Origin of the sequence: Psychromonas sp. CD1, from assembly GCF_002239585.1 — a bacterium.
Classification (GTDB): domain Bacteria; phylum Pseudomonadota; class Gammaproteobacteria; order Enterobacterales; family Psychromonadaceae; genus Psychromonas.
Genome location: NZ_NDFH01000003.1, coordinates 625,778 through 650,947, shown reverse-complemented (window position 1 = coordinate 650,947; position 25,170 = coordinate 625,778). Strand labels below are relative to the sequence as shown.

26 protein-coding genes are annotated in these 25,170 nt (G+C 37.6%); 13 read left to right on the top strand and 13 right to left on the bottom strand.

What is annotated here, in order from left to right; all coding sequences use genetic code 11:
* Positions 1–19 precede the first annotated feature (19 nt).
* Both B8W84_RS04430 and metN read right to left on the bottom strand, forming a co-directional pair.
* Complete coding sequence (locus B8W84_RS04430; RefSeq protein WP_094752096.1) at positions 20–706, bottom strand: methionine ABC transporter permease; 687 nt, start codon at positions 704–706, stop codon at positions 20–22.
* Entirely contained in the window at positions 696–1,730 is a 1,035-nt protein-coding gene (metN, locus tag B8W84_RS04425; protein ID WP_094752095.1) for a methionine ABC transporter ATP-binding protein MetN, read from the bottom strand. The genes B8W84_RS04430 and metN overlap by 11 nt, the downstream gene beginning before the upstream one ends.
* A gap of 232 nt (positions 1,731–1,962) precedes the next feature.
* Between metN and B8W84_RS04420 the strand changes: the two genes are divergently transcribed.
* On the top strand, positions 1,963–2,217 hold the full coding sequence (locus B8W84_RS04420; RefSeq protein ID WP_094752094.1) for a hypothetical protein: 255 nt from the start codon (positions 1,963–1,965) through the stop codon (positions 2,215–2,217).
* Here B8W84_RS04420 and B8W84_RS04415 read toward each other — a convergent pair.
* Positions 2,207–2,602, bottom strand: coding sequence for a nitrous oxide-stimulated promoter family protein (locus B8W84_RS04415; RefSeq protein WP_094752093.1), 396 nt, complete (start codon positions 2,600–2,602; stop codon positions 2,207–2,209). The genes B8W84_RS04420 and B8W84_RS04415 overlap by 11 nt on opposite strands.
* Positions 2,603–2,678: 76 nt before the next feature.
* On the opposite strand from B8W84_RS04415, the gene B8W84_RS04410 reads away from it, so the two are divergent.
* From B8W84_RS04410 to B8W84_RS04385, 6 genes are all read left to right on the top strand, one after another.
* Complete coding sequence (locus B8W84_RS04410; protein ID WP_094752092.1) at positions 2,679–4,601, top strand: ATP-dependent DNA helicase; 1,923 nt, start codon at positions 2,679–2,681, stop codon at positions 4,599–4,601.
* A gap of 21 nt (positions 4,602–4,622) precedes the next feature.
* Positions 4,623–5,333 carry a tRNA (adenosine(37)-N6)-threonylcarbamoyltransferase complex dimerization subunit type 1 TsaB gene (tsaB, locus tag B8W84_RS04405; protein WP_094752091.1) on the top strand — a complete coding sequence of 237 codons (711 nt, stop codon included), beginning with the start codon at positions 4,623–4,625 and terminating at the stop codon, positions 5,331–5,333.
* A 30-nt stretch (positions 5,334–5,363) separates the two neighbouring features.
* Entirely contained in the window at positions 5,364–5,663 is a 300-nt protein-coding gene (locus B8W84_RS04400; protein ID WP_094752090.1) for a hypothetical protein, read from the top strand.
* Between the two features lie 30 nt (positions 5,664–5,693).
* Complete coding sequence (locus B8W84_RS04395) at positions 5,694–6,497, top strand: hypothetical protein (protein ID WP_094752089.1); 804 nt, start codon at positions 5,694–5,696, stop codon at positions 6,495–6,497.
* 50 nt (positions 6,498–6,547) lie between these two features.
* Positions 6,548–7,558, top strand: a complete 1,011-nt coding sequence (pyrD, locus tag B8W84_RS04390; protein ID WP_094752088.1) for a quinone-dependent dihydroorotate dehydrogenase — start codon at positions 6,548–6,550, stop codon at positions 7,556–7,558.
* Positions 7,559–7,662: 104 nt separating this feature from the next.
* Positions 7,663–8,208 (top strand): cell division protein ZapC domain-containing protein, encoded by a 546-nt coding sequence (locus B8W84_RS04385; protein WP_094752087.1) that lies wholly within the window; start codon positions 7,663–7,665, stop codon positions 8,206–8,208.
* Between the two features lie 61 nt (positions 8,209–8,269).
* On the opposite strand, the gene B8W84_RS04380 is transcribed toward B8W84_RS04385, so the two are convergent.
* Entirely contained in the window at positions 8,270–9,421 is a 1,152-nt protein-coding gene (locus B8W84_RS04380) for a methyltransferase (protein WP_094752086.1), read from the bottom strand.
* A 192-nt stretch (positions 9,422–9,613) separates the two neighbouring features.
* Here B8W84_RS04380 and B8W84_RS04375 point away from each other — a divergent pair, with 192 nt between their 5' ends.
* Complete coding sequence (locus B8W84_RS04375; protein WP_094752085.1) at positions 9,614–10,207, top strand: PhnA domain-containing protein; 594 nt, start codon at positions 9,614–9,616, stop codon at positions 10,205–10,207.
* Between the two features lie 47 nt (positions 10,208–10,254).
* Here the strand turns inward: B8W84_RS04375 and pyrC are convergent, their stop codons facing one another.
* Positions 10,255–11,286, bottom strand: a complete 1,032-nt coding sequence (gene pyrC / locus B8W84_RS04370) for a dihydroorotase (protein ID WP_094752084.1) — start codon at positions 11,284–11,286, stop codon at positions 10,255–10,257.
* A 167-nt stretch (positions 11,287–11,453) separates the two neighbouring features.
* On the opposite strand from pyrC, the gene B8W84_RS04365 reads away from it, so the two are divergent.
* Complete coding sequence (locus B8W84_RS04365; RefSeq protein WP_094752083.1) at positions 11,454–12,014, top strand: heme-binding beta-barrel domain-containing protein; 561 nt, start codon at positions 11,454–11,456, stop codon at positions 12,012–12,014.
* A 582-nt stretch (positions 12,015–12,596) separates the two neighbouring features.
* Positions 12,597–13,157 (top strand): heme-binding beta-barrel domain-containing protein, encoded by a 561-nt coding sequence (locus tag B8W84_RS04360; RefSeq protein WP_094752082.1) that lies wholly within the window; start codon positions 12,597–12,599, stop codon positions 13,155–13,157.
* A 104-nt stretch (positions 13,158–13,261) separates the two neighbouring features.
* Here B8W84_RS04360 and hisIE read toward each other — a convergent pair whose 3' ends face one another.
* From hisIE to hisD, 7 genes are read right to left on the bottom strand one after another with little or no spacing between them, the layout of a single operon-like run.
* Positions 13,262–13,900 carry a bifunctional phosphoribosyl-AMP cyclohydrolase/phosphoribosyl-ATP diphosphatase HisIE gene (hisIE, locus tag B8W84_RS04355; RefSeq protein WP_094752081.1) on the bottom strand — a complete coding sequence of 213 codons (639 nt, stop codon included), beginning with the start codon at positions 13,898–13,900 and terminating at the stop codon, positions 13,262–13,264.
* Positions 13,897–14,670 carry an imidazole glycerol phosphate synthase subunit HisF gene (gene hisF, locus B8W84_RS04350; RefSeq protein ID WP_094752080.1) on the bottom strand — a complete coding sequence of 258 codons (774 nt, stop codon included), beginning with the start codon at positions 14,668–14,670 and terminating at the stop codon, positions 13,897–13,899. Before hisF ends, hisIE begins: the two co-directional genes overlap by 4 nt.
* A 49-nt stretch (positions 14,671–14,719) precedes the next feature.
* The gene (gene hisA, locus B8W84_RS04345; RefSeq protein WP_094752079.1) at positions 14,720–15,448 is read right to left on the bottom strand and encodes a 1-(5-phosphoribosyl)-5-[(5-phosphoribosylamino)methylideneamino]imidazole-4-carboxamide isomerase; all 729 of its coding nucleotides are present in this window, start codon (positions 15,446–15,448) and stop codon (positions 14,720–14,722) included.
* 1 nt (position 15,449) lies between these two features.
* Entirely contained in the window at positions 15,450–16,049 is a 600-nt protein-coding gene (gene hisH, locus B8W84_RS04340) for an imidazole glycerol phosphate synthase subunit HisH (RefSeq protein WP_094752078.1), read from the bottom strand.
* A complete protein-coding gene (gene hisB / locus B8W84_RS04335; protein ID WP_094752077.1) occupies positions 16,046–17,116 on the bottom strand; it encodes a bifunctional histidinol-phosphatase/imidazoleglycerol-phosphate dehydratase HisB in 1,071 nt (356 codons plus the stop codon). Before hisB ends, hisH begins: the two co-directional genes overlap by 4 nt.
* 9 nt (positions 17,117–17,125) lie before the next feature.
* A complete protein-coding gene (hisC, locus tag B8W84_RS04330; protein WP_094752076.1) occupies positions 17,126–18,196 on the bottom strand; it encodes a histidinol-phosphate transaminase in 1,071 nt (356 codons plus the stop codon).
* Entirely contained in the window at positions 18,183–19,511 is a 1,329-nt protein-coding gene (gene hisD, locus B8W84_RS04325) for a histidinol dehydrogenase (protein WP_257797908.1), read from the bottom strand. The genes hisC and hisD overlap by 14 nt, the downstream gene beginning before the upstream one ends.
* 351 nt (positions 19,512–19,862) lie before the next feature.
* On the opposite strand from hisD, the gene rlmKL reads away from it, so the two are divergent.
* From rlmKL to uup, 3 genes are read left to right on the top strand one after another with little or no spacing between them, the layout of a single operon-like run.
* Positions 19,863–22,106, top strand: coding sequence for a bifunctional 23S rRNA (guanine(2069)-N(7))-methyltransferase RlmK/23S rRNA (guanine(2445)-N(2))-methyltransferase RlmL (rlmKL, locus tag B8W84_RS04320; RefSeq protein ID WP_094752075.1), 2,244 nt, complete (start codon positions 19,863–19,865; stop codon positions 22,104–22,106).
* Entirely contained in the window at positions 22,099–22,335 is a 237-nt protein-coding gene (locus tag B8W84_RS04315; RefSeq protein WP_094752074.1) for a glutaredoxin family protein, read from the top strand. The genes rlmKL and B8W84_RS04315 overlap by 8 nt, the downstream gene beginning before the upstream one ends.
* The gene (gene uup, locus B8W84_RS04310) at positions 22,336–24,051 is read left to right on the top strand and encodes an ATP-binding cassette ATPase Uup (protein ID WP_257797907.1); all 1,716 of its coding nucleotides are present in this window, start codon (positions 22,336–22,338) and stop codon (positions 24,049–24,051) included.
* Between the two features lie 154 nt (positions 24,052–24,205).
* Here uup and B8W84_RS04305 read toward each other — a convergent pair whose 3' ends face one another.
* Positions 24,206–25,147, bottom strand: coding sequence for a tRNA-dihydrouridine synthase (locus tag B8W84_RS04305; RefSeq protein WP_094752073.1), 942 nt, complete (start codon positions 25,145–25,147; stop codon positions 24,206–24,208).
* Between the last annotated feature and the right edge of the window lie 23 nt (positions 25,148–25,170).

Sequence of the window (25,170 nt, the reverse complement as noted above, 5' to 3'; positions counted from 1 at the left end):
TGTATTAACGAAGTGTTTTTTAACGATGATCAAAGCGTTTGACCAGATGATCGCCAAGGGATTGAATAATTTGTACTAAAATAACCAGCATAATCACCGTGATCAGCATAACACCTGCATCAAATCGTTGATAGCCATAGCGAATACCGACATCGCCGAGTCCACCACCACCGACTGTTCCAGCCATTGCTGAGTATCCAACGAGTGTCACTAAGGTAATGATAATTCCATTAATAATACCCGGTAGTGCTTCGGGTAATAAGACTTTGCAAATTATTTGTAAAGGCGTCGCTCCCATTGCTTGTGCGGCTTCAACTAAACCGCTTGGCACTTCTAATAGAGCGCCTTCTACAAGGCGCGCTATAAAAGGGATTGCGCCAATGGTTAAAGGTACAATGGCGGCAGCTGTGCCTATTGAGCTACCAACTAAAAAGCGAGTAAAGGGAATAATGGCAACTAATAGAATAATAAAAGGGATAGATCTGCCAATATTAACAATAATACCCAATACTTTATTTAATATATGATTTTCAAGTAGACCTTTTTTCTTACTCACGTGGAGTAGAACACCTAATGGGATGCCAAGAGCAAAACCAATAAGACCAGAAGCAAATACCATATTTAAGGTTTGCCCGAGTGCATCGATAAGTAGCTGTATCATGGGAGCATTACTTTCCCACCATTGAAGAATGAAATTAAACGACATATCCTAATACCTCGACTTCTATTTTGTTCTCTTTTAAAAATGCGATGGCTTCTATTGCAGCTTCCGGTTCGCCCAATATCTCGGCTAACATTAAACCGAATTTAAGCCCTCCTACATAATCCATGTTGGAGCTTAATATGTTGATATCAATGTTAAATTTTCTTGCTATTTGACTGATTATTGGTACATCAACAGATTTTCCCGTAAATTCTAAGCGTAGTAGTGGGTAGCTATTAGGAATGTGAGTTGCATGTAAACGTACTTGGTAGTCTTCTGGAATCGTTAAATTTAATGTTGAGCGTATAAAATCACGTGCTAAGGTTGTTTTTGGGTGAGCAAAGATATCACCAACTTTGCCATGTTCAACTAATTTGCCATCACCAATAATAGCCACTTCATGGCATATGCCTTTAACAACGGCCATTTCATGGGTTATTAATAAAATAGTGATGTTTAATGTTTTATTTATTTTACGCAATAAGTTCAGAATAGAAAGGGTGCTTGCTGGGTCGAGTGCGCTTGTTGCTTCATCACATAATAATACTTTAGGATCAGAGGCTAATGCACGGGCGATAGCGACGCGTTGTTTTTGTCCGCCACTTAAATTGGCAGGATAGGTTGTTTTTTTATCCATTAAGCCAACTAATTTGAGTAAAGCATTTACTTTTATATGAATAGTTTCTTTATCGGTGCCTGCAAGTTCAAGCGGTAAAGCGATATTATAAAAAACATTACGCGATGAAAGTAAATTGAAATGTTGGAAAATCATACCAATTTTACGTCGAGCAAGGGTAAGTTTATGTGCGGATAAAGCCGTTAAATCGACACCATCAACTATTACGCTTCCGATAGTTGGACGCTCTAATAAATTAACACAGCGGATCAATGTGCTTTTTCCGGCACCCGATGCGCCTATCACACCATAAATACAACCCTGTGAAATATTTAAATTAATATCTTGTAAAGCGGAGATTTTTTTTTCTCCTTGATAAAATATTTTATGTACATTTTGAATTTTTATCATATCCACTCAAAAATTATTGTATATTGATTACTATAGACATTAAGACATCTAGACGGCTAAGTCAACCGTTAATGAAATCCGTGGCTTTTATAAAAGACAATCGCGTTAAATTAGTGATGCATTTGATTAAAGCATAAACCGAGGACTCTATTTTAGAGTCAATAAAAGATTTGTTATTTTAAAAGTATCAAGAAATCATAAATACAGCCGATATAAAAGAAAAGGAGGTTTTATGAGTCAACATTTGATCACCCAATTTATTCCTCCGAATGCCATTTTCCAATCGATTAATGGAGAAAAAATAGTTAATCATAAAGTGAAAAAATATAAAGCGTCTAAACAGGAGAATAACTGCTCTCCTGAAGACGTCGCTGAAAGTGTGCATTCATTAAAACAAATAGAAACAAAGCAGGGCGCAAATTCCCATGCAGAGTCATCGGAGGAACAAAACAAGAGTAAAGGCACTGAGATAGATGTCACCGTTTAATATTGGCGGGTTTTGAACCGTTTAATTTTCTATGGTGACGATGCGATGCTTTTTCGGGCACTCTTTTAGGGATAGGGTGCTTTTTTCCCACAAGATGTTTAAATGCTAGTAGCGGGTGCCAAAGTAACATTTTGGGGCCTGCATAGCGCATGATAACTTGTGCTTGTTCACGCTGTTTCTTTTTATAACAATGAATAGGGCATTTACTACAGATTGGTTTTATTTGTCCGTAAGGACACCTATCTAATTTTTTGTTGGCATAGCTTAAAAAGGTCTGACAGTGTTCACATATTTTCTTTGTGCGATGCTCGTGTTGACAATAAATATTAACCATTGCATGTATGGTTTTGAATTCAACACCTAATTTACCCGATAAATTATACATCGTATATTCTTCTTATTAATTTGTGCTAACTCACGTAGAATACAGATAATTATTCGTCCATCAAGAGCAATATCATTTGATTTCATCTTTTTTTGCAAAGCATGGCGCCTTAAGTCAAAAATTAACGCATTATATTCCTCGTGAAGCACAAGTTGAAATGGCGGAAGAAGTTGCCTCTGCAATTGATAAAAAAACACAATTATTAGTCGAAGCTGAAACGGGTACGGGAAAAACATTTGCGTACCTTGCGCCGGCACTACTCTCTTACAATAAAGATAATGATGCTTCGATTATTATCTCAACGGGTAGTAAGGCACTTCAAGAACAATTATATTTAAAAGATTTGCCTCTTTTAATTGAAGCAACCGGATTTACGGGTTCGGTAAGTTTATTAAAAGGGCGCAGTAATTATCTTTGTAGAGAGCGTTTAAATCGCTTTATGCTAGAGAGTCAGAGAAAAGAAAAAGCATTACAAATAACATTGGTTAAAATAAAAAACTGGTCGTTGAAAACAAAAATGGGGGATGTCTCAGAAATTGATTTTTTAGCTGAAGATGCTTTTATTATGTCTGCCATTACTAGTAATAATGATAATTGTTTAGGCCGTGAATGTCCTTGTTTTGAAGATTGTTTTATTGTACAAGCTAGAAAAAAAGCGATGCAGGCGGACTTGTTGGTTATCAATCATCACCTTTTCTTTGCGGATTTGGCGGTTAAGGAAACAGGATTTGGTGAGCTTATTCCAGAAGCAAAGGTGTATATTTTTGATGAAGCGCATCAATTGCCAGATATTGCTAGTATTTATTTTGGAGAGTCGCTTTCGACACGGCAATTAATTGACTTAGCTAAAGATATTGATTTTGTTTATCGTATGGAACTTCGTGAAGCGAAACAGATGGCGAAAGCTGCAGACCAATTACGTGTTTCAGCACTTGATTTTCGTTTAGCTTTTGCGATGGATAAAGGTACCGGAAGTTGGCGTGAAAAATCAAAGCAACGTTTAATGCAGTTACATGTACAACGCTTATTACAAGTAATGCAATTTTTAAATGCCGTATTATTAGAGCGTTTAGGAAAAAGTGAATTATTAGATCATTGTTTTGAACGTTTAGCGACCTTTAGTCTTCTATTTAAAAAATTAAATGATGTGAATAGTAGTGGGTTTAGCTATTGGTTTGATTGTTCGGCGCAGCACGTCACGTTGCATATTACTCCATTGAGTGTGGCAACGCGTTTTCAACTGGAATGTAATAAAAAAAATGCAGCTTGGATTTTTACTTCTGCGACATTATCCGTAAAAGGTGAATTTACACATTTCATGGAGTTGCTTGGCTTACAAAAGAGTAAAGCTGTACAATTAAGTAGTCCGTTTAATTATGCCGAGCAAACTTTATTTGTTGTTCCTCGGCTATTACCGGAACCTGGAACGCCGGGTTTGGCGAATAAACTTGTTGAGGAATTGGCACCCGTTATTCGCGCGAGTAAGGGCCGTTGTTTTTTTCTTTGTACTAGCCACGCCATGATGAATCAGCTTGCGATAGGATTTCGACAAACCTTAACTTTGCCTGTATTATTACAAGGAGAAAAAAGTAAACAAGCATTATTAAAAGAGTTTGTAGAGCATGGTAATGCTTTATTGGTGGCAACGAATAGCTTCTGGGAAGGCGTAGATGTTCGTGGTCAAACATTGTCTTGTGTGATCATTGATAAATTGCCATTTAGCTCGCCCGAGGAACCATTATTGAAAGCTCGCATTGAAGATGCGCGATTAAAAGGCAAAGATCCCTTTTTTGATGTGCAACTACCTCAAGCTGTTATTGCATTTAAGCAAGGCATCGGCCGTTTGATCCGTGCTGAGAAAGATAAAGGGGTATTGATTGTTTGTGATAATCGTTTAGTAACACGGAAATATGGTGATCTTTTCTTAAATAGCTTACCCGCTATGCCCCGAACGAGATCTTTAAAAAACGCGATTGAATTTTTAAAAAATATTGATTAAAAGATAATAAACAGGTTAAAAATGACTAAAACATTAAAAGTGTTATGTGTTGATACATCAACAGAAGCATGCTCCGTTGCATTACTTATAAAAAACGAACAAAAAAACATAATAAGTGATCATTTTATGCTCGCTCCACGTGAGCATACTCGTAAAATATTGCCAACGATTGAATTAATATTAAAAGAAGCTAATATTTCTTTAAATGATATTGATGTGATTGCTTATGGTCGAGGACCGGGTAGTTTTACGGGAGTTAGAATTGGTATTAGTATTGCTCAAGGACTAGCATTTGGCATTGATAAAAAAATGCTAGGTGTTTCAACACTGCAAGCAATGGCGCAGCAAGCATATGAAGTAGAACAGGTCAAAGAGGTATATGCGGCGATTGATGCCCGAATGGGAGAAGTTTATTTTGCGCATTATCGATATGATGGTGAATTAATGACACTTGTCGATGTAGAGCGAGTTATTCACCCTTCAGATTTGCTAGCTTTAAAATTAAATGTAGATGGACCAATTTGTTTGGTTGGTACGGGCTGGAAGGCTTACCCGGAATTAGAAACATATTTTTCAAATTTAAAAATGTTGGATATAGAGTATCCGGGTGCTCGTTTTATGTTGAAACAAGTTGAAAAGGGTATTGAAATGCATCAAACGCAATTTCCAGAAGATGCTTTGCCAGTTTATCTACGTGATACCGTCACGTGGAAAAAACTACCCGGAAAATAATAATATCGAGATGGGCAGATAGGGAAGGCTATGAATGTGATTAAGAGTGCAAACTCGCTGTTAAAACCATTAAAAATGCAGCCAAGTAATGACTTTAAAAAAATCACATCTGCGCCAAAAAGTGAACTTGCACCGATTGGCAAAAAGTCTCCATCATCTCAATTCTCAAAGGAGCTCTCTGACACACAGAAAGATACGCTATACCAAACGTTAGGTTATGATCAACCGAGTTATAAGCAACAGGGTGCGCTCAATGCTTACTTACAAATTTCAACGCAGCAAAAACGTGATGAGATAATGGAAAGTATGGGGTTTCATTTTGTTGTCTAAGTTTTATTTTAAATAACATAAGGAAGCCTAATGACTCGGCTTGTTATCTTTTTTTTATTACTATTTAGCTCTTTTAGCTTTGCTTCAGATAAATTTTCACTCAGATTAAATGCTCAGCAATTAGATATATTGGGCTCACTTATTTGGAAAAATGAGGGGGGGCAAAAAATAAAAAATCTAACGCATTGGAATGTAGGTGAAGCTTTCCCTTCTTTGGGGATCGGTCATTTTATTTGGTATCCTACTCAAAATAAAGGTCCGTTTAAAGAACAGTTTCCACAATTACTCCGTTATTTTACCGCACACGGCGTTATTTTGCCTCCTTGGCTTGTGAACGCTAAACTTGCGCCCTGGAAAACTCGGCAACAATTTTATGCGCAATTTGATAAACCTCAATTAACAAAATTACGCACACTGTTAAATCAGCAATTGCGTTTACAAGCAGCCTTTATTGCACAACGTTTAACGGCAAGTATTCCTGCTATATTGAGCAGTGCAACAGCGCAAGAGAAACTGCGTATACAAGAAAATGTTCAACGGCTCATCGCAATGCCGGAAGGGGTTTTTGCACTTTTAGATTATGTTAATTTTAAAGGGGAAGGGTTACTTGCTAATGAAACATATCAAGGGCAGGGTTGGGGGCTAAAGCAAGTGTTATTAAATATGCCTATTCATTATAAAAATCCTTTGCGCGTTTTTTCTTTTAGCGCAGATGAGCTATTAACACGGCGAGTGAAAAATGCTTCCAACGATGAATCTCACTGGTTAAAAGGTTGGCGAATACGTGTTCATGCTTATCAAACGTTGCATATTACTTCATCTGAGCGTGAATAAGCGGTATAATGAGTACACCATAGTCTATTCATTTAAATAAGGTTTTTATTATGTTTTATCGCATTATGCGCTATTTTTTATTTATGCTTTCACCAGAAAAAGCTCATGAAATTTCTATTAAACAATTAAAATTAACGCATGGTACTTTATTAGATATGTTTTACCGTCAAAAAGTACAAGATCGTCCATTGACAGTGATGGGGATAACCTTTCCAAATGTCCTTGGCCTTGCTGCCGGACTGGATAAAAATGGAGAATGTATAGATGCATTTGGTTCAATGGGGTTCGGTCATGTTGAAGTCGGTACGGTGACGCCTGTTGCGCAGGAAGGTAATGAATTACCTCGTTTATTTCGGGTTTTAGAGTCAGAGGGTATCATTAACCGCATGGGGTTTAATAATGAGGGTGTAGATCAACTGATTACTAAAATTAAAGAGAGTAATTATAAAGGTGTTATCGGTATTAATATCGGTAAAAATCGTGCAACGCCTGTAGATGAAGGTAAAAATGATTACCTTATTTGTATGGATAAAGTTTATCAGTATGCAGGGTATATTGCCGTTAATATATCCTCCCCTAATACGCCAGGATTACGTTCACTACAGTATGGAGATGCGTTAGATGAATTACTCGAAGCACTTAAAGAGCGCCAAACAGAGTTATGTAAAAAGCATAATAAATATGTGCCTTTAGCATTAAAAGTAGCGCCTGATTTGAGTGATACAGAAATAGAGTCGATTGCCAATGCGTTATTAAAATATAAAATAGATGGCCTAATAGCAACCAATACGACGTTAGACAGAAGCATGATCCAAGGTATGTCACACGCGGGTGAAACGGGAGGTTTAAGTGGTCGTCCATTACAAAGTAAGAGTACAGAAGTCATTAAAAAGTTTGCCTTACATTTACACGGTAAAATTCCTATCATTGGAGTAGGGGGAATTGACAGTGTGATTGCAGCAAAAGAGAAAATAAATGCAGGTGCAAGTTTAGTTCAAATATATAGTGGTTTTATTTATCATGGACCTAAATTAGTCAAAAATATAATCAATAATATTTAGAAGAAAACCGATTTAGATGTGATTGTAGACTGAAAGTGAATGAATAATATTAGTCTACAATCAATGATATGGATGAATAAAAGTCACAGACGAAGGAAGGACTAATGGTTTCTTTACCTCAAGCTAATTGGCAATGGAGCGTTGATACAGAGGATAACAGTGTAAAAGTTTTAATGGGTGAACACAGTGTCGATATCGTGTATCAAGCGCGAATGTTTATCCCCTTTCCGCAAAAGACACTGTATTTTAGTCTTGATGATGTTGCAAATTACTCATTACTGAGTGAGCAATTTTCTGTCGATGAATATTCTGATGAGCAAATTTGTCATATTATTTTACACATTTTGGCCGTGACATTATTCCATAAACCGATTATGCCCAAGAGTTGGTTATTTCAGACTCAGACTCAGACTCAGAGTCAAGATGTATCATATATAGAAAGCAGAGAATGTGTTTATTTAACTTCTGCGGAGTCAAATGTCAGGGCAAAATATTTTGTGATTGATTGTGATGAACATTTTGCATTATGTTTATTAGTGGATGTGACACACCCTATTACGTCAAGAAAAACCTTTCGGCAAGGGCAGATTGTTAAAGTGAGTTTAGACAAAATAACTTGTATTGAAAGTTTATATCGTTTGTGTTTTTAATTTTATTAAACATAAAAAAACGGATCCTAGGATCCGTTTTTTTTGAGATAATTAAGGGGCATTAGCTTTCTTTAATGGCTCGTAATATCACAAATTTTTGGTTTTCAGTGACTAATTCACAGTGTCCAAAAATACGGGTTAGTTTATCTTGGTAATCTAAATGACGATTGCCAACGATGACTAGCTCCCCACCATCTTGCAAACAAAAATAGGCATCGTTAAACATGCTCCAAGCAATATTATCTGTGATAGTTTGTTGTTGATGGAAAGGAGGGTTGCATAAAATAAGATCGTAGCTACGCGCTTTAAAACCAACAAGTCCATTATTTACAACAAAGCGTGCATTATCACTGCGCTCTTCTTCAAAGTTTTTTAATGTGTTAATACGAGCAGAATCAACGGCCATATAAGATTCATCAATAAAAGTAACTTGGGCATCTGTATATTGTTGCAATGCCGCCATGCCGACAATACCGTTACCACAACCTAAATCGACAACTTTACTAAAATCACCTTCAGGTAAATTATCCATTAAGTAGCGACCACCAATGTCGAGATGATTACGTGAAAAAACATTCGCATGATTATGGATTTTCCATTGCTGTTTTTCTATTTCCCAGGTAACAGCGATGTCTTTTTCTTCGACTTCTTTTTTTGCATCGACTTGGCTAAAAATAAGACGGGATTTTTTCTTAGCAAGAGATGTTTTCGTGGTGCCTATATATTGTTCAAAGAGTTGCAGTGTTGAGTTATGGATCATGTTGACTTTGCCCGCTGCAATCACGATAGTGTCTGCTGAAATCTTCCCTTGTAGTTTTTGTAATAAAAACTCAAGGTAGGCATTTGTTTTCGGGATCTTTATCAGAACAACTTTAATGTTTTCAGGGAAAGATTGTAAGCTATCTTGTAATAATAGATGTGATTCAATACATCTATTACGTTGCATATTAAGTTTAATCGAACTAAGAGACAGATACGAGTCAGTGATTGTCGTGCGCTTAATGTCATTAAAAAAACAACTTAATGCGCCAAATCCATCATTAAGGATAAGGAGTTGTTCCTCTCCTTCTAGTTTTTCTTCCAGATGGTTATCCATAAAATAATTGATCAAATATTCATCAGCAGAGTCCCATGCTTGCAGAGTTTCTTTTTTGTTTTTTGGATGGCGGTGCAAAACTAAGTTTTGGTTTGCAATGCTGAGTAGTTCATTCATAGAATATTGCCTAATATAAGAGATAAATTAATCTGAACATCATTTTAACGTGCTTTGTGCATTTAGGTAAGCAATATTATTTTTATAATGGTGTCATTTTAATGTGTTGCTACGTTAGCATTTGCCGCCGTATCGAAATACGCGCATAATGCGGTTTTTTTAAATTCATCATTTATATTAAGGTATTAAATTATGCCCATTTTAACGGCGCTTAATGAGCGTAGTAACGCTTCTTGTGAACTGTGTAGTGAAAAAAAAGGTTTAGTTGTTTTTGAAGTACCTCCGGTCAAAGAGCACAATTCAGATAAATCTATTTTAGTGTGCCAGACCTGTGAGTCACAACTTAATAAAACGATCGAAATGAACAGTGATCATTGGCGCTGTTTAAATGACTGCATGTGGAGTCAAGTCGCAGCAGTGCAAGTGACCGCTTTTCGTTTATTAACGCGTTTAGCTAAAGCGCATATCTGGGCGCAAGACTTATTAGATATGATGTACCTTGATGAGGGTGTAATGGCTTGGGCTGAGTATGGTGTTGCTGCCGATAACATCGAAGATGTTGTCCCGACGCGTGACTCGAATGGCAGTGTTTTAGTCTCTGGAGATAATGTTACGTTGATTAAAGATTTAGATGTTAAAGGTGGTAATTTTACAGCGAAACGCGGTACGCCGGTACGTAATATTTCATTAACCGATAATCCAGAACATATTGAAGGGCGTGTTAATGGTGTTCGTATTGTTTTATTGACTCGCTATTTGAAAAAAATGCCAAAATTTGATGCGTAAGCATGATTAAAACAAAGGCCTATTTTATACGTAGGCCTTTGGATAGACTAAATAACGACTTGCCACGATAATGTTTCACCGGCTTTAACCGGTATCACTTTATCTTTACCAAAGTTGAGCTCTTTAGGCACTTGCCATGCTTTCTTTTGTAATGTTATTTTATCAATATTTCGAGGCAGTTCATAAAAGTCTGGGCCATAAAAACTTGCAAAAGCTTCCAGTTTTTCTAAAGCGCCAGCGTTATCAAATACCTCTGCATATAATTCAAGAGGTGCAAACGCGCTGTATGATCCGGCACAACCACATGCTGACTCTTTCGTTTGTTGTGTATGGGGAGCGGAATCGGTACCTAAGAAAAACTGTGGAGAGCCACTCGTTGCGGCTGCGATTAATGCTTGTTGATGACGTTTACGCTTTAGGATAGGTAGACAATAAAAATGGGGTTTTATGCCACCGACTAACATGTCATTACGCTCAAATAATAAATGATGCGGTGTTATCGTTGCTGCTACGTTAGATCCGGCGTTATTTACAAACTTGACCGCCTCGGCGGTAGTAATATGTTCGAGTACAATTTTAAGTTTAGGGAATTCTTTAATTAAGGGTCTTAAAACTTGTTCTAAAAATTCATTTTCACGGTCAAAAATGTCTACATCGTTCGCAGTGACTTCACCGTGAACGAGTAAAGGCATGCCAAGTGTTTGCATTGTTTGTAATACATCTTTAATTTTATCAGTTGAAGTGACCCCCGAATCTGAATTTGTCGTAGCGCCTGCAGGATATAGCTTTGCCGCATAGATAAATCCAGACTCTTTTGCCTTACGGATCTCTTCAGGTGTTGTATTATCGGTTAAATAAAGAGTCATTAGTGGAGTAAAAGAGGCAGAGGGGTTAGTTGCCATAATACGTTTTTTATAGGCTAGTGCTAAATCTGTTGTACAGATAGGCGGGACGGTATTTGGCATTATAATGGCGCGTCCCATATAACGGCTACTGTCTTCGACGGTGTCGTTAAGTACATCTCCATCGCGTAGATGTAAGTGCCAATCGTCAGGGCGGGTAAGGCTTAAAGTGATCATTTGCTTATCTCCTATAATTTCGGCTTATTTTACACTGCTTTGTGTTTTATTTCATGCTCATCGACATCAAGTTCGCGATTTTTAAAAAACGATGCGATTTAAAGTGTGCTTTGTATAAGATAGAATGATTATTATCTATCTATCTATATTTATTTTGAGGTCAAAGTATGAGTAAAGATGGCAGTGTTAATTATGGACCATTGGCGGGGTTAATCGGCGATTGGCATGGGGAAAAAGGCACGGATATTGCGCCTGAGCCAGATGGAACAGAGACTAATCTTTATTATGAAAATATTACGTTTAGTGAAGCGGGTGAGGTCTGTAATGCAGAAGAACAATGTCTTAGCGCGGTTCATTATATACAGCAAGTTTGCCGAATTAGTAACAATAAAGTGATTCATCGTGAAACTGGCTATTGGATGTGGGGTACAAAGGATAATAGTGTGATGCATTCGTTAACTATTCCGCGAGGTATGTGTGTGCTCGCGGGTGGAAATGTGATCAAAAACCAAGAAAACATGTTGGTTTTTGATGTACAAGCTTGTATTGAAAAAGGAGATTGGCAATTGATTCAATCCCCCTTCATGTTAAAAAAAGCGAAAATGACACATTATGCGCAACAATTGACGCTGAATGGGGATACATTATCTTATAAGCAAACCATGCTCTTAGATATTTATGGTAAGATTTTTGAGCATACGGATGGCAGTACGCTCTTGCGCAAATAATATCTTTATGTTCGAGCAAAAATTGCAATAAAGGGTCACTCATTAGTCTAGATGTGTGATTTTAATGTAGAAGCCCAAAACAAAGCATTGAGGGCTTCTAATTATCCTACATTCGTATAAATAAAGTGCATTAAAGTCGGCCTTAATATGAAAATATTAATTCTCTAAAATCCACTAGATCATGACAAACAAAGGGGTAGGGGAGCTTATTTTTCTCTTATCCATAACTCCTCAAAGAGCACATTCCTTGCGCTTTTTTTACTTGTTTGTTGCTAGAAAAGAGAGCTGTTATCTCGGTTTTTAACGTATTTTAATACGCTATATGTGCATGTGCTAAATTTAGATTATCGCCGATAAAGCCGAGATGTATTATCTTTTTTATGCGTGCCACGCATGTGTTTTTAAATAATTATGTATATATTAGTTTTATCGGGCACTTAATAAATAAGCAGGATTAAATATCAATAATATGTGAAGTTCAGTGCATTTTTAGTTAATGAATACACATATAACCATATTTAAAGTGTGCATATATCAGATTGAGTTTAGTGTAAGCGTTTATTCTTTATTTTGGGGTAATATATGAACAAATCTGACAGTGTTAATTATGGTCCGTTGACGGGATTAATAGGTACGTGGAGTGGTAAAAAAGGCCTTGGTGTCGCGCTTGATCCCGATGGACTCCAAACCTCGCTGTATTATGAAAGTATTACATTTAGTGCCGCTGGTGAAGTGAGCAATGCCGAAGAACAAAGCATCAGCGCAGTTCATTATATGCAACAAGTGCAGCGTCGGAGTGATAATAAAATCATCCATTGTGAAACTGGATATTGGATGTGGGATGCAAACAATAATAGTGTGATGCGTTCATTAGCTATCCCTCGAGGTGTTTGTGTACTTGCGGGGGGCAGTGTGGCGGTCAACCAGGAAAAGGCATTTGTTTTTGATGTACACGCGAGTATTGAAAAGGGAGATTGGCAATTGATTCAATCTCCCTTTATGTTAAAAAATGCTAAAATGCGTGATTTTAAACAACAATTAACATTACAAGGCGATAAATTGTCTGATAAGCAAACCATGATATTAGATAATCATGGTAAAATTTTTGAACATAGTGATGTCAGTGTGTTGTTACGCCAATAAGTGTTTTTATGTCGAATTTTAGGAAATATGCATATTACATGAGCTTAAATTATGCATTATTCAAGACGCTGAAGCCCGAGATGGAAAGCTCGGGCTTTAAATAATTATTCTTTAGATATTTGATGACGTTGTTGGAGTTTGCATGCAACATCTTGTAGGTTTAAACCTTCATTTTGTAATAACACAATGAGATGATAGATAAGATCTGCGCTTTCATTCGTGAGTTCATCCCGATCTTTTCCCATGGCTGCCAAAGCTACTTCAACGCCTTCTTCCCCTACTTTTTGCGCAATACGTTTCGTGCCTTGTGCATATAAGCTTGCGCTATAGCTACTTTTAGGATCTGCGCCTTTGCGACTTGCCACAATTTTTTCTAGATCGGCAAAAAAACTAAGAGCGAGTTTTTCTTTATTCTTAAAACAACTTTCCGTATTTAAGTGACAGGTAGGGCCAATAGGCTCAACAAGTGCAAGCAGTGAATCGTTATCGCAATCACTGCTTATTTCAATGACATTTAGAAAATTACCCGACTGTTCCCCTTTGCGCCATAAGCGCTGTTTACTTCGACTAAAAAAAGTCATTTTACCTGAGTGAAGGGTATGCGTTAATGCTTGTTGATTAACATAACCGAGCATGAGTACTTTTCCCGAATCACGGTTTTGTACAATAACGGGCATAAGATTATTGACTTTTTCCCAGTTGAGGGCGTTAAATTGTTGTTCATCCATTAATTTACGGGTCATGAGCGGATCTCTATTTGTTGTTGTTTAAGGTAAGTTTTTAAGGTGTGAATATCTATAATCTGTTGATGAAAAACACTGGCAGCTAAGGCGCCATCAACGTCACTTTGTTTAAAAACATCACTAAAATGAGACATTTTCCCTGCGCCTCCTGAGGCAATAAGTGGCACATGGCAAAGGCTACGTGCTTTGCTTAATTGTGCAATATCGTAACCATTGCGTACGCCATCATTATTCATGACATTTAGGACTATCTCTCCTGCACCACGTTTCTGCACTTCAGATATCCAGTCAAGAGTGTTCCACTTTGTCGTGCGTATTTTTTTTTCATCACCGGTAAATTGTTTCACGTGATATTGGCCACTTTTAACATCAAAAAACGAGTCAATTCCAATAACGATACATTGCACTCCGAATTTTTCACTGAGTTTATTTATTAAATTCGGGTCATTTAAAGCGGGGCTATTGATGGATATTTTATCGGCGCCAAATTGTAAAATTTGTTGTGCATCGTGTAATGTTTTGATGCCACCTGCAACACAAAAGGGAATATCAATCACTTCTGCAACACGCCTTACCCAACTTTTATCAACAACACGGTTATCTGTGCTTGCGCTGATATCATAAAAAACCAATTCATCTGCCCCTTGTTCAGCATAGCGCTGCGCAAGCGTTAAAATATCGCCTACAATTTTATGATCTCGAAATTGTACGCCTTTGACCACCATTCCATTTCGTACATCTAAGCAAGGAATAATTCTTTTGGCTAACATAACGTCACCTTATTTTTAATGTATATAATCATTATTTGTGATGTGTTTTTTACCAGCATTGTATTGCCTCGCGCACATTAAATTTATCTTCGAGAAGAGCGCGTCCAATGATAACGGCCGAGACTCCAGAATTTGCAACCGCACGGATATCATTTAAATGACCAATGCCACCTGATGCTTGCCATTGTATTTGTGGGTAAGCACTACTGAGTTCTTGATAAAGTGAGACATTAGATCCATGTAAAGTGCCATCTTTTGAAATGTCAGTGCAGAGCACATGTATTAAACCAAGGGGTAAATAAATCTCAAGTAAAGAGCGAATACTTTGTTTGCTCTTTTCTTGCCAACCTGAAATTGCGATCATTTTATTGCCTTGTGCGTCAATATTAATATCTAAGGCTAAGACAATCTTCTCAGGGCCATATTTGTGTAACCAGGAAGCAACCAGTCTTGGTTGTTGCACAGCAAGGGATCCAATAACAACGCGTTTTGCTCCTATCTTTAAAAGGTTTATCACATCGTCTTCGGTACGAATACCCCCTCCAATTTGAATGTTGGCATTTGTATTTCTAATCAGAGCCGAGATGCTTTTAAATTGACGTTTACTGCTGTCTTTTGCGCCATCTAAATCTACAAGGTGCAACCAATTTGCACCTTCTTTTTGATAAAGATGGAAAAGACTTTGAGCGTCATTGGCATAAACTTTTTTCTGGGAATAATCACCTTGGTATAAACGTACGACTTTGCCATCAATTAAATCTAATGCAGGAATAATCATTTTATAGTTCCAAAAAGTTTTTTATTAATTGGGATCCGACAGATGCGGAGCGCTCAGGATGAAATTGCACACCATAAAAATTATTTTGTTGAATAGTGGCGCTAAATGTTGCGCCATATTCACAATTTGCTCGGCTATTTTTATGGGGGCCTAGTGCATAACTGTGTACAAAATAGAAATAGCTATCAGTAGGAATGTTTTTAAAAAGCGCTTCATTTTCACGTGCGTGAACTTTATTCCAACCCATATGTGGCAGGCGTAAAGGGGTAACGTGCATCTTTTTTATTGCACCTTTAATAATGCCTAATGTTTTTACTGGCTTTGATGTTGACCCGTTCTCTTCTGAGCATTGCATCATAAGTTGCATACCAAGGCAGATACCTAAAACAGGTTGTGTGAGAGCTTTAATCGGTGCAATTAAATTTTTCGCGGTTAAGTTTTTCATGGCTTCGCTCGCGGTGCCAACACCGGGTAAAAAAAGTTTACTCGCTTGCGTTAGTATCTTTGCATCAGAGCTGATACAAACTTTATAACCTAAACGTTCAATGGCAAATCTTAAAGACGCTAGATTAGCGCATCCTGTATCAATGATAACAATCATAAAACACCCTTACTCGATGGCAATGTAGTATCGACTATTTGAATACTTTGACGCAAAGTGCGTCCAAATGTTTTAAATAATGCTTCGACCATATGGTGGGTATTACCTTCGGTCACGTCCATATGCAGTGTGGCATGCATACTTTGGCTCAATGAGTAGAAAAAATGTTCAACCATTTCAGTGCACATAGTACCTACGATGGCACGAGGAAAAGTCGCCGAAAATTTAAGATAAGGACGCCCAGATAAATCTAAAGTGCAACTTGCTTTAGTTTCATCCATGGGCAAGACAAAACCAAATCGACCAATTCCTCGTTTATCACCCAGTGCTTTATTTAGCGCTTCACCTAAAGCTAAAGCTGTATCTTCAATGCTGTGATGATCATCAATATGTAAGTCGCCAGTTACGGCCACTTGCATTTTAAATCCGGCATGTGTTGCGATCTGGTCGAGCATATGATCAAAAAAACCAATGCCGGTATTGATGTTATTTTCACCTTGGTTATCTAAATCGACAGAAACGTAAATCTCGGTTTCTTTTGTACATCGCATAACCGATGCATAACGTTTGATTTGAGTTAACTGATTGACAATAGCGCGCCAAGAATTAATTTTTTTATGATAAAGAATTCCGGTTAAGCCCATGTTTTCAGCTAACTCGATATCGGTATTCCGATCACCAATAACATAAGAATGGGTGAAATCAATGCGCCCAGATTTAAGGTATCCACGAACCAAGCCCAGATGAGGCTTACGACAGGTACAATTATCACTCGCTAAGTGAGGGCAAATTAGAATATTTTCAAAATGTACACCTTGTGAGGTGAATATTTCTATCATTTTGTTCTGTGCCAAATCAAAGTCAGCTTGCGGGTAACTTGCTGATCCAAGACCATCTTGATTAGAAATGAGTACTAAAACAAATCCTGCTTTTTGTAAATTTAATAAGCTTGGAATAACATCCTTTTCAAAAACAAGTTTCTCTAAGCTATCGACTTGTTTATCGATATTTGGCTCATCAATTAACGTGCCGTCTCTATCAATAAAAAGAAATTTTTGCTTGTTCATATGATGCTCCTAAAGAGAATTTAAAATAGAGAGAGTGGCTGTCATCTCAGCTTTTGAGCCAATACTGATACGAATGCAGTTGTGTAAACGTGGTTGATTAGAAAAGTCACGCATTACAATTCCCGCTTGATGCAATGCATTAAAAACGGTTGGTGCATCATTAAAACGTACTAACAAAAAGTTAGCGGTGCTACAAAATATTGTGTCGACACAGGGGAGAGCTTGCAGAGCTTGATAGAGTATTTGACGGTTTTTATTCAGTAATGCAACGCGGGTAAGCATCGTTTGTATGCCCTGTGTTGAGAGAGCTTGTGTCGCAATTTTCGCTACGGGTGAAGGTATGGGATACGGAGCAATGACTTTTGCGAGCATATTGATAATATGTTCTTGTGCGAGACTAAACCCACAACGAATGGAGGCGAGGGCAAAGGCTTTGGATAAAGTACGTAAGATCACTAAATTTTCATGCTCAGCAATTAAATTGACCAGCGTTTGTACATTGCAAAATTCAATATACGCTTCATCAATAACAATCAGAGCTTTATTTTTTGCACTATGTAATAAATTAATTAATTGTACTTTATCGAGCATATTTGCACTGGGATTATTCGGCGAGCATAAAAAAACGATTTTTATATTATTTTTTTCATTTAACAGTGTTTGTTCAATGGCTTTATAGTCAACATTAAAATCAGTATCTAAGGCAATCTCACAAACACCGACTGCGGATGTTTGCGCGCTAATGGCATACATTCCATAAGTTGGAGGACAAATTATAATTCGGTCTTGATTGGGTTCACAAAAGGTGCGAATTAATAATTCAATACTTTCATCTGCACCACGAGTGCTCAATATTTGCTCGTTTTTAACTGATGCATATTTTGCATAGGCATGGATCAATTGAGCCGGCTGGAATTCGGGATAACGATTGAAATGCTGATCTTCTAATTGATAAACGCTACAATCAGGTGCTTCATTAGCATTAAGCCAAATTTCACCACTGCCACCAATGCGCCTAGCCGAAAGGTAAGGGGTTAAAGATTGTATGTTTTTTCGGGCTAAGCATTTAATCGGATTCATGGTTAACTTCCTGTGCAATTAATTTGTCGAGACGAATCGTAACGGCATATTTATGTGCATCTAGGCCTTCGGCATCTGCAAGACAGGTCACCGTTGGTGCAAGATGACGTAAGCCTTGGCAACTCACCTCTTGTACGCTAAACCTGCGCATAAAATCAGCTAAGCCTAAACTTGAATAAGTGCGCGCCGCACCGTAGGTGGGTAATACGTGATTGGTGCCACTTGCATAATCACCGACAGCCTCTGGGGTCCATTGACCTAAAAAAATAGAGCCAGCATTTTTAAGTTGGGGTAATAAATCACGAGCATTTTCACATTGCACAATTAAATGCTCGGGGGCATAGCGGTTGGATATACGAATGGCTTGTGCAATATCGTCACTAATAATACATACGCTGTTTGCTAAAGCTTGTTGGGCAATATCACGACGTGTTAAAACGTGCAGTTGTTGTTTTATTTCAATTAAGGTTTGTTGGGCAAGCGCTTTGCTTGGGGTGACTAAAATAACTTGTGAGTCATGCCCATGTTCGGCTTGTGATAACAGGTCGGCCGCAATAAAAGTTGCATCTGCATCTTTATCGGCAATGATTAATACTTCTGAAGGGCCCGCAGGCATATCAATAGCGGCACCTTTTAAATCACTGCTAACTTGACGTTTAGCTTCGGTAACATAAGCATTGCCTGGGCCAAATATTTTGTCCACAGAGGCAATGCTGGTGGTGCCGTAAGCGAGCGCTGCAATAGCTTGCGCGCCACCAACGCTATAAATTTCATTCACGCCACATAGAGATGCAGCATAGAGAATTTCATCCGCAATCGGTGGCGGAGAGCATAATACAATGCGCAAACAGCCGGCAATTTGCGCAGGTGTTGCTGTCATTATCACCGTTGAAGGTAGTGGCGCGCTCCCTCCTGGGATATATAAACCAACCGATGCAATAGCATGAGTGTGCATCTCACAGATGACACCCGGTAATGTTTCTACGCGGATGGTTGGTGTTTGTTGGGCTTGGTGAAATTTGAGAACCTGTTGATATGCACTCTTTATTGCTGTTTTAATATTACAGTCAAGGCGCTGAGTTGCTTGTATAATATCTTCTTTTGTTTTTTTTATATTCTTATTTATGGTGTAGTTATCAAAGCGTTCTGTGTAGTCAAATAAAGCGTCATCACCTTTTTTACGAATCGTCTTGATAATGGTGTTAACTTGCTGGCGAATTTGTGTGTTATTAAGCATCGCAGGACGGGTAAGTAATTGAATTTTTTCTTCTTTAGATAAATTTGACCAATATACGATTTTCATTTTAGTCTGCATTTTTTACTCCATGAAAGATCACGTCATATGATGATGATGGTGTAGTGCTTTCAGGTTAATATTTTTCATGGTTATACAAATCTCTTTAAATTTCATTAACTTGACAATATCAAGGTTTTATCTAAAAGTGAATTCTTTTTATACAAAAAAACAATAAATAATAATTTTGTCACTTGTCATGTTTTATATCGAGGGATGTTGTGTGGGATTATGAGCAAAAAAAATTGGAAATAAGAAAGCATTGTTTGCTGTTTATTTGAACATTAAGAGTATTTTTGCTTTGGGCTTCGCATTTATAAGCGATATGCGTATAATGAAGCTCATTTTTAAGCGTATTTTTAGAGAGTCATTATGTTAAGTTATTTTATACCAACCGCCAAAGGTTTAGCGCCATTACTTGAGGTTGAGTTGCTCGAGATGGGCATCGAAAACAGTAAACAAATCAATGGCGGGGTATCTTTTGATGGCTCATTGGAGCAAGGTTATAAAGTGTGTTTATGGTCACGTTTCGGCTCAAAAGTATTGCTTAAATTAAGTGAATTTAAAGTAATTGACGCCATGGATCTTTATTTGGGAGCAAGCAATATACATTGGGAAGAACATTTTGACGTTACTAATACGTTCTCAATTGATTTTTCTGGTACGAATGATGAAATTCGTAACACCCAATTTGGTGCATTAAAAATTAAAGATGCGATCGTGGATCGTTTTCGTACTAAATGTGATGCGCGACCAAACGTTGAAAAACGCGATGCAGATATTCGCTTTAATGGTCGTTTATGGAAAGATAAAGTGAGCATTTATTTAGATTTGTCTGGCTCTCCTTTGCATATTCGTGGTTATCGTAGTATTGCTGGTGAAGCGCCGTTACGTGAAACTTTGGCCGCGGGTATTATTAAACGTAGTGGCTGGAAAGGCGAAGCGTTATTAGATCCAATGTGTGGTTCAGGTACTTTGATTATTGAAGCTGCGATGATGGCTCTTAATATTGCACCCGGTTCAATGCGTCCCCGTTTTGGTTTTGATAAATGGAAAAAACATGATGCGGAATGTTGGAAAACGTTAAAAACATCAGCGCAAGTCTACGCTAAGAAATCGGTAAAAGATTGTGATAATAAATTTTATGCCTCTGATATAAGCGCGGAGATGATTAAAATTGCCAAGCAAAATGCTCAGCGTGCAGGCGTTGGCGAATTAATTGAATTTTCAGTGCAAGATGCAAAAAAAGTGTTACCACCTGAAGAGCTGGAAACCGGTATGCTTGTTTCCAATCCACCATATGGTGAGCGTTTAGGGGGTTTTAGTGACACTATCACACTCTATACTGAGCTTGGTTATCATTTTAAAGATGCTTTTGCTGGTTGGAATTTATCTATGTTTGCAATGGATACTGAATTGCTTAGTTGTTTAGGTATGCGTGCAGCTAAAAGCTTTAAATTTTTCAATGGGCCACTTGAATGTGTCTTAAAAAATTATCGAATTTCAGCAAAGCGAGTGGATAAAGAGAGTGATGTTATCACCGATACTCCCGCAACGACAAGTACAGGGAAAATAAACCCTTGGACAATGGGTAAAGATGCGGATGCTTTTGACATGGGAGAGGAAAGCGAATCTGAACGTGTTTTTAAAGAAGTTAAACAAATAAAGCCGGCTATTTTTTCTGAAGCTTTTGCAAATCGACTTTCGAAGAATTTGAAAAAATTAGAAAAATGGGCAAAACGTGAAAACATTGAATGTTATCGTATGTATGATGCAGATTTACCTGAATATAATGTAGCGATTGATAGATACGGTGAGTATATTATTATTCAAGAATATCGCGCGCCAAAAGAGATTGAATTAGGCAAAGTACGCCGACGTTTCTTAGATGTCGTCTCGACTGTACGCTATATGTTAAATCTTTCTGACGATAAGTTGGTGATAAAAGTTCGTGAGCGTCAAAAGGGACGTAAGCAGTATGAAAAAATGGACAGTAAAAAACAGTCTTTAATTATGCATGAAGGTAATGCTAAATTGATTGTTAATTTGCAGGATTATTTAGATACAGGCTTATTTTTAGATCACCGTCCTATTCGATTACGTATAGCAAAAATGGCGCAAGGCAAAGATTTTTTAAATCTATTTTGTTATACCGCAACTGCATCGGTACATGCAGCATTAGGTGGCGCAAAGTCAACAACCAGCATTGATATGTCAAATACTTATATTGCTTGGGGAGAAAAGAACTTTGCTTTAAATGATATAAAAGGAAAGCATGATTTTATTCAGCAGGATTGTATCAAATGGTTACAACATAGCCATGAGAAATATGATCTTATCTTTATTGATCCTCCTACATTCTCTAATTCTAAACGCATGAAAGACATCTTTGATGTGCAAGATGATCATGTTAGTTTATTAACCTCTGCGAGTGCTTGTTTAAATGCGGATGGAGAGATTATATTTTCGAATAACAAACGTAATTTCAAACTTGATATTGACGCTATCAAAGCCCTTGGTTTTTACGTGAAAGATATTACAAAAAGTACGATACCTGAAGACTTTAAGCGCAATTATAAGATACATCAATGTTGGATATTAACGAAACATGACTAAACGGTTAACCCTTTTTCATACTGATAGGTGTCATCTATGCGATGATGCCATGGCGTTATTGGAGATTGCCAATGCGCCTTATCAAAAAGTCGATATTCTTGCTCAGCCCGATTTAATGCGGCGCTATGCAACACGGATCCCTGTTGTAAAACAAGAAGGTAAATCGTCATTAAATTGGCCTTTTACATTGCAGCAACTCTACAATTATATACAAGAAGAGAAATCATAAGTGGCACTATTAACCTTACATAATGCGGAACTCGCTTTTGGCGAGCATCCATTATTGAATAAAACAAATTTTGTAATTGAGCCGAATGAACGAGTCTGTTTAGTCGGGCGTAATGGCGCGGGAAAATCTACATTATTAAAAGTATTAGATGGTCGAATTCAATTAGATGATGGCTCATTACTGATTAATAAGGATGTTAAAATTGCACGTTTAGAGCAAGATCCACCGAGTGCAAGCAGTATGAGTGCGTATGATTACGTTGCATCAGGCATGGATGATGTCGGTGAGGTCCTAAAGGCTTATCAACATCAATTAGTGGTGATTGTGGAAGATTGCAGTGAAAAAGAATTAAATAAACTTGCAAAACTACAAGAAAAATTAGATCAACTTGATGGCTGGCAATTAGACAGTAAAATAAATCAAATTTTAGATCGTTTAGGCATCGCGCCAGATATTAGCTTAGAATCTCTTTCAGGAGGGTGGCTACGAAAAGTAGCGTTGGCTAAAGCTTTAGTTAATGATCCTGACTTATTATTGTTAGATGAGCCAACGAACCATTTAGATGTCGGTACGATTGAATGGTTAGAGCAATTTTTGATGAGCTTCAAGGGCTCTATCATTTTTATTAGTCATGATAGAGAATTTATTCGTCGATTATCGACGCGTATTATAGATATTGATCGTGGTAATTTAAGTTCATGGCCCGGTGGTTACGACGAATATTTAGTGGCAAAAGAAGAAGCCTTACGCGTAGAAGAAGATCAAAATGCAGAATTTGACCGTAAATTGGCGATTGAAGAAAAATGGATACGTCAAGGTATTAAAGCACGTCGCACTCGTAATGAAGGACGCGTACGCGAGTTAAAAGCATTACGTAATGAGCGCGCTGATCGTCAAAATGTGGTAGGTAAAGCAAAAATCAATATAGATTCCGGAAGTCGCTCTGGGAAAATCATTTTTGAGGCAGATAACATCTCTTATGCTTATGGTGATTTACCGATTATCAAAAACTTTTCAACTACTATTATGCGTGGAGATAAAATTGCTTTTATTGGGCGTAATGGTTGTGGTAAAAGTACACTCTTAAAGTTGTTTCTCGATCAACTCCAACCTGATTCAGGCACCATGAAATGTGGAACTAAGTTAGAAGTCGCTTATTTTGACCAATATCGTGACAAGTTAGATCCTGAAAAATCAGTCATGGATAATTTAGCCGAAGGCCGACAAGAAGTTGAAGTAAATGGCATAAAACGGCATGTATTAGGTTATTTACAAGATTTCTTATTTCATCCAGAGCGTGCAAGAACACCGGTTAAAGCGTTATCAGGTGGTGAAAAAAATCGTCTGTTATTAGCGAAAATATTTTTAAAACCGAATAATTTATTGATTTTGGATGAACCAACGAATGATTTGGATGTCGAAACACTGGAATTATTAGAAGAGTTACTCGCAAATTATCACGGTACGTTGTTATTAGTCAGCCATGATCGTAGTTTTGTGGATAATACCGTTACCCATACGTGGTTTTTTGATGGTAATGGGCATATTTCTCAATTTGTGGGTGGCTATCAAGATGCATTACGCCATAAATTACAAAGTGAAGAGCCGATAAAAGTAGAAAAAACGCTTAAAACAGTTAAAGCTAAAGTGCTTAAAACACCAAAAAAAATATCTTACAAAATGCAACTGTCGAGGGATGTTATATATATGACTTAATAAAATAGCAAGAATAATCTGAATAATCAAGACGAATAGATTTGTTAGATCGTATTATTGACAAATTTATTTGAGGGAAAAAGAGCCAGCACCAATAAGTCGAATATTATCGAGCTGGATTTTCAAGTGTAAGGAAATATAAAAATCTTTACTATTAAGCAGTTCTGCGAGCATGTTCAATTGCATCAAACATCTCTTGTGTTGTTTTTATTTTACGTATGGTTTGTAAAAAAGGCAGTGCTTGAATTTGTTGTAGTCGCATAAAGGTTAGCCACTGTTTAATGCGACTCGGCAAATATTTTTCTTTATCGCCTTGTGTTTGTATGACTAAATATTGACTCATTAATGTAAGTATTTGTGGCCAACTATAAGGCTCTTCAATACCTTTGATAACTTGCGCTAAATTAGGCATGGCTAATGCCCCTCGTCCTATCATTAAACGATCACAACCACTTATTTCTTGGCAGCGTATGGCATCTTGTGCGTTAAAAATATCGCCATTAGCAATCACGGGAATAGCAATAGATTCTCGAATGTTTGCTATCCAGTGCCAATGAGCAGGGGGCAAGTAGCCTTCTTCTTTGGTGCGCGCATGTACCGCAAGTTCATTTGCTCCCGCTTCATAAATCGCTTGTGCATTGTCAATTGCCAAGGATTTATCTGCATAACCTAAGCGTATTTTAACGCTTAGTGTTTGGTATGCAGGCATGCTTGTACGCACCTCTTTAACTATTTTATATAAAGTTTCGGGTGATTTTAATAATATCGCTCCCCCTCGGCTTTTATTGACGGCTTTTGCGGGACAGCCAAAATTAAGATCAATGCCGTCCGAGCCGACCAATAGTGCTTTTCTTGCATTATTGGCTAAGCACTGTGGATCTTGGCCTAATAACTGAATGCGAACAGGGGTACCAGCATGCGTTTTACTCTGATTAAAAAGCTCAGGGCTTACGCGCCGGTAAACTTTTGCAGGAAGCGTTAGAGAGATCACACGAATAAACTCTGTGATGCATAAATCAAACCCGCCTATTGAGGTAAGTAATGCACGCATATGGTGATCCATAACGCCTTCCATCGGTGCAAGTGTAATCTTCATGGTGCCAACCTTTCATTTTTAAG